Source organism: Paenibacillus sp. ov031 (genome assembly GCF_900143165.1).
Lineage (GTDB): Bacteria > Bacillota > Bacilli > Paenibacillales > Paenibacillaceae > Paenibacillus > Paenibacillus marchantiae.
The window spans coordinates 21,371-34,366 of sequence record NZ_FRDO01000015.1 but is presented as its reverse complement, the minus strand read 5'-3'; the positions used below and the strand labels follow the sequence as shown (position 1 = coordinate 34,366).

Sequence of the window (12,996 nt, the reverse complement as noted above, 5' to 3'; positions counted from 1 at the left end):
TATGCGGAAGTGGCTCAGCGGTAGAGCATCGCCTTGCCAAGGCGAGGGTCGCGGGTTCGATTCCCGTCTTCCGCTCCAATATTTTGCGCCCTTAGCTCAGCTGGATAGAGCGTTTGACTACGAATCAAAAGGCCGGGAGTTCGAATCTCTCAGGGCGCGCCATTTATAACTTCATATGCCGGCGTGGCGGAATGGCAGACGCGCTCGACTCAAAATCGAGTGGGAAACCGTGGAGGTTCGAGTCCTCTCGCCGGTATAGATAACGGGATGTAGCTCAGCTTGGTAGAGCACCTGGTTTGGGACCAGGGGGTCGCATGTTCAAATCGTGTCATCCCGATTTTTACATGCGGGTGTAGTTCAATGGTAGAACTTTAGCCTTCCAAGCTAATAGCGTGGGTTCGATTCCCATCACCCGCTTTATAGAAATGCAAAAAAGAGATGGTTTCTGCCATCTCTTTTTTTGTATTTTTTTACGTTTCCATCAGATTTCGAATACATAGTTCAATGTTAGTAACTTATCGGATCATAGCTTATGAACAGTGGGATAATACACAATACCACATTGATAAAGCTATGTTTATTTGCCGTTTTGTAAAACGCTTACAAAAATATCTTGCCTAATCCTTTAGCCTGTAATACTATATCAATTAAGCGCTTAACCTTTAGGGGTAAGGCGCTTAAACTTAACGTAGATTAAGCGCTTAACCCGTAAAGGGAAGGGAGATGATCATTCCATGACAACTATTAGAATGACTATGGCTCAGGCACTGCTCCGATATTTGGATCAGCAATATATTTCCGTTGATGGGGTGGAAACCAAGTTTGTGAAAGGTGTTATCGGCATTTTCGGTCACGGTAACGTAACTGGTATTGGAGAGGCACTGGAGCGTAGTTCTGGAAGTCTGACGTATATGCAGGGTAAAAATGAACAAGGCATGGTACATACGGCAGCAGCCTATGCCAAGCAGAAGAACCGTAGACAGATATATGCCTGCACAACATCCATCGGACCAGGAGCACTGAACATGATTACCGCAGCGGCAACGGCAACGGTCAATCGTATTCCCGTTTTACTGCTTCCGGGTGATAACTTTGCCACGCGTGAACCAGATCCCGTGCTGCAGCAGCTGGAGGTAAGCGGCGATTATACGATTTCAGCCACTGATCCGTTCAAAGCGGTCAGCAAATACTGGGATCGCATTGTGCGTCCCGAACAGCTGATGATTGCTGCCACGCAGGCAATGCGCGTGCTGATGGACCCGGCGGAGACGGGCGCGGTAACGCTGGCGCTTCCGCAGGATGTGCAGGCAGAGGCGTACGATTACCCTGAATCGTTCTTCGCCCGCAAGGTACATTACCTGGACCGTCGTCCCCCGGTCCAGGCGGCCATTGAACGGGCAGCGCAGCAGATTGCCCGTGGCAGGAAGCCGCTGATCGTAGCAGGCGGCGGCGTGTTGTATGCCGAGGCATCTACACAGCTGGCTGAATTCGCCGAGGCATTTGGCATTCCGGTTGCCGAGACGCAGGCTGGCAAGAGTGCCTTGGCGTGGGACCACCCACTTAATGTGGGAGCTATCGGTGTGACCGGCTCGCTGGCTGCCAATAGGCTTGCCAGAGAAGCGGATGTGGTAATCGGCGTCGGCACCCGATTCTCGGATTTTACGACGGCGTCTCGTTCAGCTTTTCAGCATCCCGAAGTGGCATTCATCAATATTAACCTGAACGGCATGGATGCCGCCAAATTGGGTGGCGAAGCGATTCTGGCGGATGCACGGGAAGGTCTGCAAGCTTTGCAAGCGGCTTTACAGGGACGGCAGTACCACAGTGGATACGGAACATCTGAGATCGCCGACCTGCGGGATGAGTGGAACACCGAGGTGGATCGACTCTATGGACTGCAACATGAGGCAGGGTTGGCACAGACAACCGCGGTCGGTGTAATTAATCGGACCATTGACCCTTCTTCCGTCATTGTGTGTGCGGCGGGAAGTTTGCCTGGAGACTTGCACCGTCTGTGGCGCGCTTCGGCACCGAAAACATACCACATGGAGTACGGCTTCTCCTGTATGGGCTATGAGGTGAGCGGGGCATTCGGGGCAGCTCTTGCCGAGCCGGATCGTGAAGTGTATGCCATGGTGGGTGACGGTAGTTACCTTATGCTGCATTCTGAACTGGTGACGAGCTTGCAGGAACAGAAGAAGATAACGATTTTACTATTCAACAACAACGGATTTCAGTGTATTCATAATTTGCAACGGGAGCACGGAAGTGACGGTTTTGGCAACGAGTTCCGCTATCGGGAATCGGAGAGCGGACGACTGACCGGGGATTACATGCCTATGGATTTTGCAGCCCATGCCCGCAGCCTTGGAGCCAAAGCCTATAAGGCAGAGACGACAGAACAATTGGAGCAGGCGATCAGAGATGCACGGAATGAGACCGTGACTACACTGATCGAAATTCCAGTCGTGCCTGGAACCAATACTGGCGGATATGAGTCCTGGTGGAATGTGGGCGTGCCAGAAGTGTCCAACGAGGAAAAGGTGGTAACGGCTCACCACGCCATGCAGGCAAACCGTGCCAAAGTAAGACCTGTTTAATAGGCCATTTTGCATAAATTCAAAGAGTGTCTTTCACATCTGCATGATAAAGAGGGAATGCTTCACGTGTATATATGTTGTATGAATCAGAGTGCTTCTTCCTCTAAATATTTTCACCCAGCAACGAGTTACATCGAATGATGCAAAAATGTTGAACCACAAAAGGAGACGTGGAGCCATGAACAAGCTGCCATTTCAGCTCGGGATTCATCCGATCAACTGGGTCGGAGAGGATGTAAAGGAGCATGGTGATGCAACAACATGTGAACAGATTCTGGATGACATTCAGCGACTTGGCCTGACAGGTACGGAGATGGGACGCAAATATCCCACGGATCCAGACACATTGCGGGAGGAGCTGGGCAAGCGCAATATACGCCTCGTTTCCCAGTGGAAATCGGTATTGTTCTCCGACCCGGCGTATCGCCAGTCTGAGCTGGACAGCTATCGCAGACACGCGGAGTTTCTGCAATCGATGGGCAGTACGGTGATCAGCACGGCGGAAGTAGGTGGCTCCCTGCATTTTGACCCAAGGCGGACACCACATGAAAAAGAAGTGTTGAGGCTCAGTGAATCGGAATGGCACATCTTTGCTGAGGGGCTGAACGAAGCAGGTGCCATCGCCCTTGAGCACGGGTTGAAGCTGACGTATCATCACCATGGCGGTACCGTTGTTGAGCAACCGGAAGAGATCGATAAATTGATGGAACTGACTGACCCATCTCTTGTTTATTTGCTCTATGACACAGGTCATGCTTACTACGGCGGAGCTGACCCGTTAGCTCTCCTACGCAAGCATTATGACCGGATTGCCTATATTCATCTGAAGGATATCCGTCCTCAAGTGTTGGACGCAGCACGGGCGGAACAGTCTGATTTTGTGGGCTGTATTCGTAAAGGGGTTTTTACGGTTCCCGGAGATGGATGTATTGATTTTGCACCGATTCTGCAGGAGTTGGTCACACGGGGGTATGATGGCTGGGCGATGCTTGAAGGCGAACAGGACCCTGCGATTCATAATCCGTATGAGTATGCGCGGCGATCGTTGCAATATATGGAGTCCTTAGACTAGCACAGCTGATAAAGTCATGGCCATCGGGAGAGAGCCATACCATGAGGTAAACCAGATTATGAGTGTGAGTTTGATGAATGTATCATTCCAAATCCCATCAAAAGAAAGGGGTTCAAATACAATGACTTACGTATCCTTTCCTAATTCCAGGAAGATGGATTTCACCGCGATTGGCCGTCTGTGCATCGACTTGAATGCCAATGAGATCAATCGCCCGATGGAAGAGACGATGACTTTTACAAAATATGTGGGCGGATCTCCGGCTAATATCACGATTGGCATGTCCAGACTCGGTATGGAAACGGCATTTATCGGTAAAATCGCGAATGACCAGATGGGCAGGTTCATCAACAGTTATCTGGAGCGGAACGGGATCGATACGTCAAATGTGGTAACGGACGATACCGGAGCGGTGACAGGACTTGCTTTTACCGAGATCAAAAGTCCAACCGATTGCAGCATTCTAATGTATCGTGACCATGTGGCTGATCTGCTATTGCAGTCGAGAGAGGTGCAGGAACAGCTGATTGCCGACTCCAAAGTGCTGCTGATCTCAGGCACAGCCCTCGCCCAGAGCCCATCGCGTGAAGCGGTACTCCAGGCGCTGGCGTATGCGAAAAAGCATGGCACAATCATTGTGTTCGATCTGGACTATCGTCCTTACACATGGACATCAGCCGAAGAGACGGCGGTCTATTATAACCTCGCTGCCGAGAAATGCGATATCATCCTGGGCACACGTGAAGAGTTCGACATGATGGAGACGTTTGACCATAATCCAGATCATAGCGATCAGGTGACCGCACAAAAATGGTTTGATTTCTCAGCTAAAATTGTCGTCATCAAACATGGCAAGGAAGGCTCTATTGCCTATACAGGTGAAGGGCTATCTCATCAAGCGGACAGCTACCCTGCGCGTGTGGTGAAGACGTTTGGAGCAGGTGATTCCTACGCGGCGGGATTCCTGTATGGGTTGATGCAGAGATGGACGATTGAACGCAGCATGGCGTTTGGCAGTGCGGCAGCATGTATCGTTATCTCCAGCCACAGCTGCTCGGATGCGATGCCAACGGTGGAACAAGTGAATGACTATATCGAACGCTGCAATCGGGGCGAAATTACGGTGTCTTGAAGCGTGTTGAAGTACTTGGAGTGGATGGAGAAATTGACGCAGCGCACATATAAGCGAAGGGAGACAGGGCTATGGGAAAAGGAATTTCGGAAGCGTCAGTAACAGCGACAATGGTTCAAAACTGGATCGGGGGTGCCTGGGTGACCCCAGCGGCAACCCGTACCGAGCCGGTCGTGAATCCGGCTACGGAAGAGGTCATTGCACACGTACCACTTTCTGAACAGGCGGATGTGGACTTGGCCGTCCAGACGGCACGGGAGGCGTTCCCTTCCTGGAGTGGCACACCGGTTCCCCGCCGTGCAAGGATTCTATTCCGCTACCAGCAGCTGCTGGTGGAGCACTGGGAAGAACTCGCGCGGCTGGTTACGCTGGAGAACGGTAAAAGCTACGCGGAAGCCTACGGCGAAGTGCAGCGTGGCATCGAATGCGTCGAATTCGCGGCAGGCGCCCCGAACCTGATGATGGGCAAACAGCTGCCCGACATCGCCACCGGGCTGGAGTCAGGCATGTATCGGTACCCAATCGGTGTAATTGGGGGAATAACCCCCTTCAACTTCCCCATGATGGTACCGTGCTGGATGTTCCCGCTGGCGATTGCGTGCGGCAACACCTTTGTCCTGAAACCGTCCGAGCGCACACCGCTGCTGGCAGGCCGTCTGGCTGAGCTGTTCAAGGAAGCAGGGCTTCCGGACGGCGTGCTCAATATCGTTCACGGTGCGCATGATGTCGTGAATGGACTGCTTGAACACAAGGATGTTCAAGCGATCTCTTTTGTCGGCTCACAGCCTGTGGCTGAATATGTTTACACTACCGCATCCGCACATGGCAAACGGGTACAGGCGCTTGCTGGTGCCAAAAATCACTCGATCGTTATGCCGGATGCCGATCTTGATCTGACGGTGAAAGAAATCACCAGTGCGGCCTTCGGCTCAGCCGGAGAACGCTGTATGGCCTGCTCGGTTGTTGTCGCCGTCGGCGATGTTGCGGACACGCTGGTGCAAAAGCTGGTGGAAGCAGCAGATCGTATCACCATTGGTAACGGCATGGATGAAGGGGTATTCCTGGGTCCTGTCATTCGTGGTCCGCATAAGGAACGTACACTCAGCTACATTGAATCCGGAGAACAGGAAGGCGCTGCTCTGATTCGGGATGGTCGCAAAGATGAAGCGACAGGCAAGTCCGGTTATTTCGTTGGTCCGACGGTATTTGATGAGGTGCAGAGCACTATGAAGATTTGGAAGGACGAGATTTTTGCACCGGTACTCTCGGTAGCGAGGGTAGCTACGTTGGAGGAAGCAGTGGAACTGGCCAACCGTTCCGACTTTGCCAACGGAGCTTGCCTGTTCACCCGCAGTGGGGCAAGCATGCGCCAATTCCGTGAAACGATTGATGCAGGCATGCTGGGCATTAACTTGGGCGTACCTGCGCCAATGGCATTTTTCCCTTTTTCCGGCTGGAAGAAATCGTTCTACGGTGATTTGCATGCCAACGGTACAGATGGCGTTGAATTTTATACTCGCAAAAAAATGGTTACTGCCCGCTGGTAGTCACTCAGGGCATACCCAGCCAATGGAAGAACGTTGAGTCCACATGGACACATACAGGGAGGATAACGGAATGGGCAAGGATAAAGTGAGAATTGGCATCATCGGCGCTGGTCGTATTGGTAAAATTCATGCGGACAATCTCATGCGCAACCCGCATGCCGAGATAGTTGGCATCAGTGATTTGTTTGCAGGACCGGAGCTGGAGGAGTGGGCTTCCAGCCGTGGCATTCCGGTGGTAACGACAGATAGCAGCCAGCTGATCGCCATGCCAAATGTGGATGCAGTGCTGATCTGTTCCTCAACAGATACGCATGTACCCCTGATTGAAAAGGCAGCCCAGGCGGGCAAACACATTTTTTGCGAGAAGCCGGTCAGTATGGATCTTCATCAGACTCAGGCAGCTGTTGCAGCCGTGCAGAAGGCTGGGGTAAAGCTGCAAATCGGATTCAATCGTCGCTTCGATCATAACTTCAAACGGGTACGTGCACATGTGCAGGAGGGAACGATTGGTGATCCGCATATTATTAAAATTACTTCTCGTGACCCGAGTCCGCCGCCAGCGGAGTACATCCGGGTGTCTGGCGGAATCTTCATGGATATGATGATCCATGATTTCGATATGGCCCGGTATCTGTCCGGTAGTGAGGTGGAGGACGTCTATGCCCAGGGCAATGTGCTGATTCATCCTGTTTTTGCGGAACACGGCGATGTGGATACGGCCATTGTGACGTTGAGTTTTGAAAATGGAGCAATCGGCGTCATTGATAACAGCCGCCAAGCGGTATATGGATACGATCAGCGAGTCGAGGTATTTGGCTCATTGGGCAGCGCAACAGCTGCGAACGATCATCCGAATACGGCAGAAATTAGTACAGCAAATGGATTGATGCGCGACAAGCCGCTACACTTTTTCCTGGAGAGATACAACGAAGCGTACGTGCAGGAGACTGCTCTTTTCATCGACGCGATTCGGAACGATACACCTGTCGTCGTAAACGGGAATGATGCCGTTCAGGCAGAACGCATCGCAATCGCCGCACGCATGTCCATGGAACAAGGCAGACCTGTGAAGCTGCGGGAAGTCCCGGGGATGTCGGTGGAATCGCAGACGGTTGCCCCGTAGAGCTATTTTCAAAATAACAAGTTCATTTCATCTAATAGACAGCCGTCAGGATTACGGATAAATACCGGAAGGAGTGGAAGGAAGCATGTCAGAACGCGTAGTAAAACCTATGTTGAATCCAAAAGCAGACGGAACGTTGTTGACGGTCACACCAGAGTCTGCGGGATGGGAATATGTTGGGTTCCAGGTGGTGCAGCTTGCGGAGGGACAGACCCTAACTCGTGAGAGCGGGGATCAGGAACTCTGTATTGTGCTTCTCAGCGGCTTGGCGAATATAAGTACTCGTGAATATACGTGGGAGAATATCGGGAAAAGAATGAGTGTTTTTGAAAAAATTCCTCCGTATTCGATTTACGTATCCAGTTCAGATCGAGTGGAGTTAACAGCTCTTACCGCATTGGAGATTGCCATATGTGCAGCACCAGGTAAAGGCACGTATCCAGCTCGTCTGATTGCCCCGGATGATGTAGGTGTTGAGACGCGTGGTTACGGCAATCTGGAACGACAGATTCACAATATATTGCCGGAACAAAAAGAAGCAGACAGTCTGCTTGTCGTTGAGGTGTTCACACCAGATGGACATTGGTCGAGCTATCCGCCGCATAAACATGACCGGGACGCCCTGCCTGACGAATCATTGCTAGAGGAGACGTACTATTTCCGAGTGCAGCCTGAGCAGGGGTTTGCCATCCAACGGATATACACCGATGATCGAGCTGTAGATGAGACGATTGCAGTGAACAACGGCGAAGTTGTGCTTGTTCCGTGTGGATACCATCCGGTAGGTGCTCCTCCGGGATACGACGTCTACTATCTGAATGTGATGGCAGGACCAACCCGGACCTGGAAGTTCCATAACGACCCGGACCATGATTGGCTGATGAATAAAAAGTAGTATTGGCTTCAAGTTGCGTATGCGGACTTCCCCCTGCATAATGAGAAGAAAACGATTACCTATATATAAGGGAATTTATATATAGCACAAATGGGGAAATAACAATGAAAGCAACCATATATGATATAGCACGCGAGGCGGGGGTATCCATTGCAACCGTCTCACAGGTCATTAACGGCAAAGGTAAAATTAGCGAGAAGCGGCGCGCCGAGATTATGGAGATCATGGAGCGGCTTCACTACCAGCCGAGCGCTATTGCTGCTGCACTTACGGGTAAGCAGACATACACGCTCGGGCTGCTCGTGCCCGATATCTCTAATCCGTATTTTGCCGAGCTGGCCAGAGCGGTAGAAGATCGCAGTCGGCAGTTGGGTTATAGCGTCGTGATTTGCAGCACAGATAATAAGGACGAGCGGGTAGAGCGGTATTTGAATCTGCTTCAGCAAAAAAGGGTCGACGGCATGATGATCGGAACAGGTATCGACAATGCCGAGATTCTGTCTCCACTCCTGCAACAGTCGATACCTGTTGCTCTGATTGCCCGTCATATGCCGTCGTTATCGGTACATACCGTTGCGATCGATGACAGGCTTGGTGGCGCCTTGGCAGCACAGCATCTGCTTGAATTGGGTCATACTCACGTAGCGGTGCTGTCCGAACCGTTCAAAGTCAGCAGCAGTCAGGAACGTGTACGCGGATTTCGTGAAGCATTGGAGCAGGCGGGTTACTCTCTAGAAGCCGATCAGGTGAGAGAGTCATATGCCGATTTGGGTTCAGCCAAAAAAGAGGCGCTCGTGCTGCTCACGGAAAAGAATCGAGCCACAGGCATCTTCTGTTGTAACGACATGCAGGCAATTGGTGCGCTTCAGGCTGCCAAAGAACTAGGACTGCGTGTGCCAGAAGATGTATCAATCATCGGATTCGATAATACGATTCTGGCTTCGGTAACCAGTCCGCCTCTGACGACGGTTGCCCAACCTATTGAGGATCTGGGGCGTCGTGCCGTTGATTTATTAATTGATGAGCTAAAAGATGAAGGTAAATCACCGCAAAAAATTGTCCTGAAGCCTGAATTGGTCATTAGAGACTCAACAGGAAAGGTATCAGATCAATCTTAAGACTACAGCCCGGTCCTGAAACATATACGTCGTCCACATAAAACAAGCCGCGTGCACCTAAGGGTGAACGTGGCTTGTTTGAGTTAAATCTTGAACTTCTTCACTTCTTCGTACAGTGTATTGGCATGCTGCGCCAGCTCATTGGAACGTTCCGAGATGCTTGTAATGTAATTGAACTGTTCCTGCGTGGAAGAAGCAACCTCTTCCGTGGAAGCCGCACTCTGTTCCGACATGGCTGCAACACTGGAGATCATTATGAAGAGGTTTTTTCTTTATAAAATGCATGTATTTAATGGGTTATTTTAATGATCTAGAACAATATTTGGATGAGGTGGTATACTTATAATGAACTTTAATTTCCTGATTCACCCAATAACGAGAGGAGAGCTCAATGAAAAAAAGAACCAAAACCATTCTTGGTGTGGTCGTTGTACTCGTGATTGCAGCTATTACGATACCAATGTACATTTCGAGACAACATACCACCTTTCGAGCTGAAGTCACGGATCATATGAGTATGCTGGATACACTGGACATTCTGATTATCAAAAAAATACCGACCACCGATCCATACGATGAAGAAGAAGTGACTATTAAAGATCCCCAAGAGATTAGAAAGATATTAAAGCTTGCGAAGGATATCGAATTAAGAAGAGTAAAGCAAATAGATATCTCCGAGCGATCGGAGGGGAACCCATATTACTATGACTGGCAGCTTTTGACGAAGAAAGAAGATCGATTTACAGAAGGCTTTGGAATTACGTTTTATAACGAACATGCCGTCTCTATCTATAGCGGATACAAAACGAGAGACAAGCTTGAAAATTATGAAATTACCAATGATTTTAATTTAAATGAAATGGAACGCCTCTTTACCAATTTGAAGGAGGGTAAAAAATGACGGAATATCAATTACGTCCGATTGAAGAGCAGGATATCCCTTTTCTGTGGGAGATGTTGTATGCATCCATGTTCAAGCGGGAGGGCGAAGAGCCTTTTGAACCTGAGATCATTCATAGCCCCGGCATGTCCAAGTACGTTGAAGGTTGGGGGAGAGAGGGAGATTTCGGATTTATCGCCGTGGATTCTCAGGGCAAACGTATGGGTTCGGTGACGTTGCGATTTTTTAATGAGCAGAATGCGGGATATGGTTATGTAAATGCGGCTACACCCGAGATGGGAATGGCTGTGGTTGAGACAGCGCGTGGCAAAGGAATAGGCACCCGTCTCATTCAGGCGGCGTTAGATGAGGCTCGAAAGCGGGACATTGACGCCGTTTCGCTCAGTGTTGATCCCGATAACGAAGCAATTCGGCTTTATCGGCGTTTCGGATTCGTCGAACAGGGCATGTGTGGCACATCTGTAACGATGGTGTGCGTGATGAAACCATGATCTTATCGCAAACAGATGAACATATTCATTTCATATGGAGAGTTTGCAAAATACAAAAAGGCGTTCCCCTTATATGCTGGGAAGCGCCTTAAGATATATATGCCTGCATGTTCATCGCACCATATTTCCATTATGCTCACATAACAGCCCTATTTAATTAGTTCAATAAAAAAGCCAAAGCTTCATCATATGTTTCCCATTGGAATTCGGTCTGATGCTGCGATTCTTTGGAGATCCGGTTCAGCTGCATTTTGGCAATCGCCCCGCCTACCGCTACACTCGCACGCTTCATGCCCCACTGTGCCAGCAGCTTCTGGTGCTCCACAATTTTCTCTTTTGTATCCTGAGGAAATGCCTTCATATTGCGCATGTCCACCAGCACATCAAATGAATTACCCAATTGCTCCGCTATTTTTTTTATCTCGGTATTTGTTTGTTCCACCTGTTCAGGAGAGACCATCCCTTCCCAAACTATTTCAATAATAGGTTTAGGTGAATCCAATCGTTTTACAGACATTTGGCAACTCCCTTACGATAAAATATTATGTACGATATAAGTCTATTGACCTATTAATTATACCCTCAATTTGCAGAGATGAAAACAAAGTTCACTATATTCTAATACTTATGAACTATGTCCTCCTAGCAGATACAATTTCAGGGAAACGTATGTTGATGAGCTAAATCGGAAATCAAACATAAAAAAGCCGCCCAGTCACGAGGAATCTGGACGGCTCTTAACGATGCCTAAAAACCAATCTTCAAGCTGCTACCCTCTGTGGCTATTCCTTCCGAGCGGTTGATGGGCAGCTTTTGTTCTGCTGAGAAGCCGAGCGTCTCGCCGTCATGCAGGGTTACATCGTTTTCAACAACATAAGTCGCAGTCATATACATCATTTCAAATACTTCACTTAACGGCTTTGCGGATTGAGTGATTTCCATCTCCTCTTTCCCGAAGTTGCGTAACCCATAAGTGTAGGCCGATGCGCCTTCAGGACTTTGAAATAGTCCGATGAAAATCCAGAGGGAGACGGGCAGCTCACCATCCTTGATTAAACGACTGATGTCCACGTACTGGCCTGCTTCCACCACAAGTGGCGCTATATATATAGCCAACGCATGGTCCAGCTGGAGCAAGGCACTCGCTGTTTGGGTGAACAGAATATGTGCCTGAATGGCGTCAGTTGCATTCAGTACAGAAACAATAATTTGAGATTGATGTCTTGAAGTGACTTGTACCGCGTCCTGCCACAGCACATTTAATTTGGCATTTTCCTCTACTTCGTGGTCAGGAATAGGAGCATTAATGTGTGCACACACCACTTGCATTCCATCCACTTCGAAAAAAAGATTGCCTTCCTCCGGACGTTCGTCAATCTCAATATTCCACTCGTTTTTCATCGTGCTAATGAAGTGATCAAAATTACAATCTTCGTGTTCCAGCAAAACAAATCCAACGATGGTTTCGCTATATGGAGCAGTATGTACGGCTCCACCTGCGGTGGAGTTTTCCTTTTTGCGGCGTCGAAGCTTGTCAAACAGTCCCATAAAACGTTCTCCTTTCCAGACCAATCACAGTGATTAGGCATAATCCGATGCCTTTATAACCATACCTTACCACATTGGAGCTTTTAATGAATCCCGGCATGGTAATGGCCATCAGGTGATCAGAGGAAAAGAACGAGAAGTAATGCAATAATCGCAGGCAGCCCTTGTTTGATAATGATGGACCGAGTAGCGGTTACACCTCCGTAGAGGGCGGCGATAATGACACATGCCAGGAAGAAGATCTGAATGTGCTGTCCAACGGATGCATCTGGATAAAAGAGACCCCAGATCAAACCTGCGGCCAAAAATCCATTGTACAGACCTTGATTGGCAGCCAGTGATTTGGTGGATTTCGCTAGGTCAGGGGTAAGACCGAACGTCTTCATCGTGCGTGGACGGGTCCACAGGAACATCTCCATCACCATGATGTAGAAGTGCTCAATGGCTACAATAGCCACGAAAATGATACTAATCAAAAGAAACACCTTGCTTTCTTATATGTCATTTATTTACTTGTCCCACTCAGTATAAATGTTTGCCATCCGAACTGAAAGTATAAATTTAATTTT

The 12,996-nt window shown here is 49.3% G+C and carries 13 protein-coding genes and 5 tRNA genes; 14 read left to right on the top strand and 4 right to left on the bottom strand.

Annotated features, from left to right (window positions below):
* Positions 1-3 precede the first annotated feature (3 nt).
* The 12 genes from BUA17_RS30420 to BUA17_RS30365 all read left to right on the top strand — a co-directional run bounded on the left by BUA17_RS30420 (position 4) and on the right by BUA17_RS30365 (position 9,487).
* Positions 4-78 (top strand) — tRNA-Gly (locus tag BUA17_RS30420).
* Positions 79-85: 7 nt separating this feature from the next.
* Positions 86-162 (top strand) — tRNA-Arg (locus tag BUA17_RS30415).
* A gap of 15 nt (positions 163-177) precedes the next feature.
* A tRNA-Leu gene (locus BUA17_RS30410) sits at positions 178-256 on the top strand.
* Between the two features lie 7 nt (positions 257-263).
* Positions 264-337 (top strand) — tRNA-Pro (locus BUA17_RS30405).
* Between the two features lie 9 nt (positions 338-346).
* A tRNA-Gly gene (locus BUA17_RS30400) sits at positions 347-417 on the top strand.
* A gap of 317 nt (positions 418-734) precedes the next feature.
* On the top strand, positions 735-2,600 hold the full coding sequence (gene iolD, locus BUA17_RS30395; RefSeq protein ID WP_072735878.1) for a 3D-(3,5/4)-trihydroxycyclohexane-1,2-dione acylhydrolase (decyclizing): 1,866 nt from the start codon (positions 735-737) through the stop codon (positions 2,598-2,600).
* A gap of 178 nt (positions 2,601-2,778) precedes the next feature.
* Entirely contained in the window at positions 2,779-3,672 is an 894-nt protein-coding gene (gene iolE / locus BUA17_RS30390; RefSeq protein WP_072735877.1) for a myo-inosose-2 dehydratase, read from the top strand.
* Between the two features lie 121 nt (positions 3,673-3,793).
* Positions 3,794-4,804 carry a 5-dehydro-2-deoxygluconokinase gene (gene iolC, locus BUA17_RS30385; RefSeq protein WP_072735876.1) on the top strand — a complete coding sequence of 337 codons (1,011 nt, stop codon included), beginning with the start codon at positions 3,794-3,796 and terminating at the stop codon, positions 4,802-4,804.
* Positions 4,805-4,875: 71 nt separating this feature from the next.
* A complete protein-coding gene (locus BUA17_RS30380; RefSeq protein WP_275078687.1) occupies positions 4,876-6,351 on the top strand; it encodes a CoA-acylating methylmalonate-semialdehyde dehydrogenase in 1,476 nt (491 codons plus the stop codon).
* A 70-nt stretch (positions 6,352-6,421) separates the two neighbouring features.
* Positions 6,422-7,474: an inositol 2-dehydrogenase gene (gene iolG, locus BUA17_RS30375; RefSeq protein ID WP_072735875.1), complete on the top strand. Its 1,053-nt coding sequence runs from the start codon at positions 6,422-6,424 to the stop codon at positions 7,472-7,474.
* 85 nt (positions 7,475-7,559) lie between these two features.
* The gene (iolB, locus tag BUA17_RS30370) at positions 7,560-8,369 is read left to right on the top strand and encodes a 5-deoxy-glucuronate isomerase (protein ID WP_072735874.1); all 810 of its coding nucleotides are present in this window, start codon (positions 7,560-7,562) and stop codon (positions 8,367-8,369) included.
* Positions 8,370-8,473: 104 nt separating this feature from the next.
* Positions 8,474-9,487: a LacI family DNA-binding transcriptional regulator gene (locus tag BUA17_RS30365; protein ID WP_072735873.1), complete on the top strand. Its 1,014-nt coding sequence runs from the start codon at positions 8,474-8,476 to the stop codon at positions 9,485-9,487.
* Positions 9,488-9,570: 83 nt separating this feature from the next.
* On the opposite strand, the gene BUA17_RS31415 is transcribed toward BUA17_RS30365, so the two are convergent.
* On the bottom strand, positions 9,571-9,720 hold the full coding sequence (locus tag BUA17_RS31415; protein WP_157258625.1) for a hypothetical protein: 150 nt from the start codon (positions 9,718-9,720) through the stop codon (positions 9,571-9,573).
* Positions 9,721-9,878: 158 nt separating this feature from the next.
* Here BUA17_RS31415 and BUA17_RS30360 point away from each other — a divergent pair, with 158 nt between their 5' ends.
* Together BUA17_RS30360 and BUA17_RS30355 are read left to right on the top strand one after the other, a co-directional pair.
* Complete coding sequence (locus tag BUA17_RS30360) at positions 9,879-10,388, top strand: hypothetical protein (RefSeq protein ID WP_063568151.1); 510 nt, start codon at positions 9,879-9,881, stop codon at positions 10,386-10,388.
* Positions 10,385-10,879 carry a GNAT family N-acetyltransferase gene (locus tag BUA17_RS30355; protein ID WP_072735872.1) on the top strand — a complete coding sequence of 165 codons (495 nt, stop codon included), beginning with the start codon at positions 10,385-10,387 and terminating at the stop codon, positions 10,877-10,879. Before BUA17_RS30360 ends, BUA17_RS30355 begins: the two co-directional genes overlap by 4 nt.
* A 157-nt stretch (positions 10,880-11,036) precedes the next feature.
* Here BUA17_RS30355 and BUA17_RS30350 read toward each other — a convergent pair whose 3' ends face one another.
* The 3 genes from BUA17_RS30350 to BUA17_RS30340 form a co-directional block, all read right to left on the bottom strand.
* Positions 11,037-11,396, bottom strand: coding sequence for a hypothetical protein (locus BUA17_RS30350; RefSeq protein ID WP_063568149.1), 360 nt, complete (start codon positions 11,394-11,396; stop codon positions 11,037-11,039).
* 230 nt (positions 11,397-11,626) lie between these two features.
* Entirely contained in the window at positions 11,627-12,427 is an 801-nt protein-coding gene (locus tag BUA17_RS30345; protein WP_083584916.1) for a DUF4261 domain-containing protein, read from the bottom strand.
* A gap of 119 nt (positions 12,428-12,546) precedes the next feature.
* Positions 12,547-12,903, bottom strand: a complete 357-nt coding sequence (locus BUA17_RS30340; protein WP_072735871.1) for a DUF1304 domain-containing protein — start codon at positions 12,901-12,903, stop codon at positions 12,547-12,549.
* Positions 12,904-12,996 lie beyond the last annotated feature (93 nt).

What these genes read in the sequence shown, in the direction of transcription:
- iolD (WP_072735878.1), top strand. Translation starts at nt 735, where the DNA reads ATGACAACTATTAGAATGACTATGGCTCAGGCACTGCTCCGATATTTG.
- iolE (WP_072735877.1), top strand. Translation starts at nt 2,779, where the DNA reads ATGAACAAGCTGCCATTTCAGCTCGGGATTCATCCGATCAACTGGGTC.
- iolC (WP_072735876.1), top strand. Translation starts at nt 3,794, where the DNA reads ATGACTTACGTATCCTTTCCTAATTCCAGGAAGATGGATTTCACCGCG.
- BUA17_RS30380 (WP_275078687.1), top strand. Translation starts at nt 4,876, where the DNA reads ATGGGAAAAGGAATTTCGGAAGCGTCAGTAACAGCGACAATGGTTCAA.
- iolG (WP_072735875.1), top strand. Translation starts at nt 6,422, where the DNA reads ATGGGCAAGGATAAAGTGAGAATTGGCATCATCGGCGCTGGTCGTATT.
- iolB (WP_072735874.1), top strand. Translation starts at nt 7,560, where the DNA reads ATGTCAGAACGCGTAGTAAAACCTATGTTGAATCCAAAAGCAGACGGA.
- BUA17_RS30365 (WP_072735873.1), top strand. Translation starts at nt 8,474, where the DNA reads ATGAAAGCAACCATATATGATATAGCACGCGAGGCGGGGGTATCCATT.
- BUA17_RS31415 (WP_157258625.1), bottom strand. Translation starts at nt 9,720, where the DNA reads ATGTCGGAACAGAGTGCGGCTTCCACGGAAGAGGTTGCTTCTTCCACG.
- BUA17_RS30360 (WP_063568151.1), top strand. Translation starts at nt 9,879, where the DNA reads ATGAAAAAAAGAACCAAAACCATTCTTGGTGTGGTCGTTGTACTCGTG.
- BUA17_RS30355 (WP_072735872.1), top strand. Translation starts at nt 10,385, where the DNA reads ATGACGGAATATCAATTACGTCCGATTGAAGAGCAGGATATCCCTTTT.
- BUA17_RS30350 (WP_063568149.1), bottom strand. Translation starts at nt 11,396, where the DNA reads ATGTCTGTAAAACGATTGGATTCACCTAAACCTATTATTGAAATAGTT.
- BUA17_RS30345 (WP_083584916.1), bottom strand. Translation starts at nt 12,427, where the DNA reads ATGGGACTGTTTGACAAGCTTCGACGCCGCAAAAAGGAAAACTCCACC.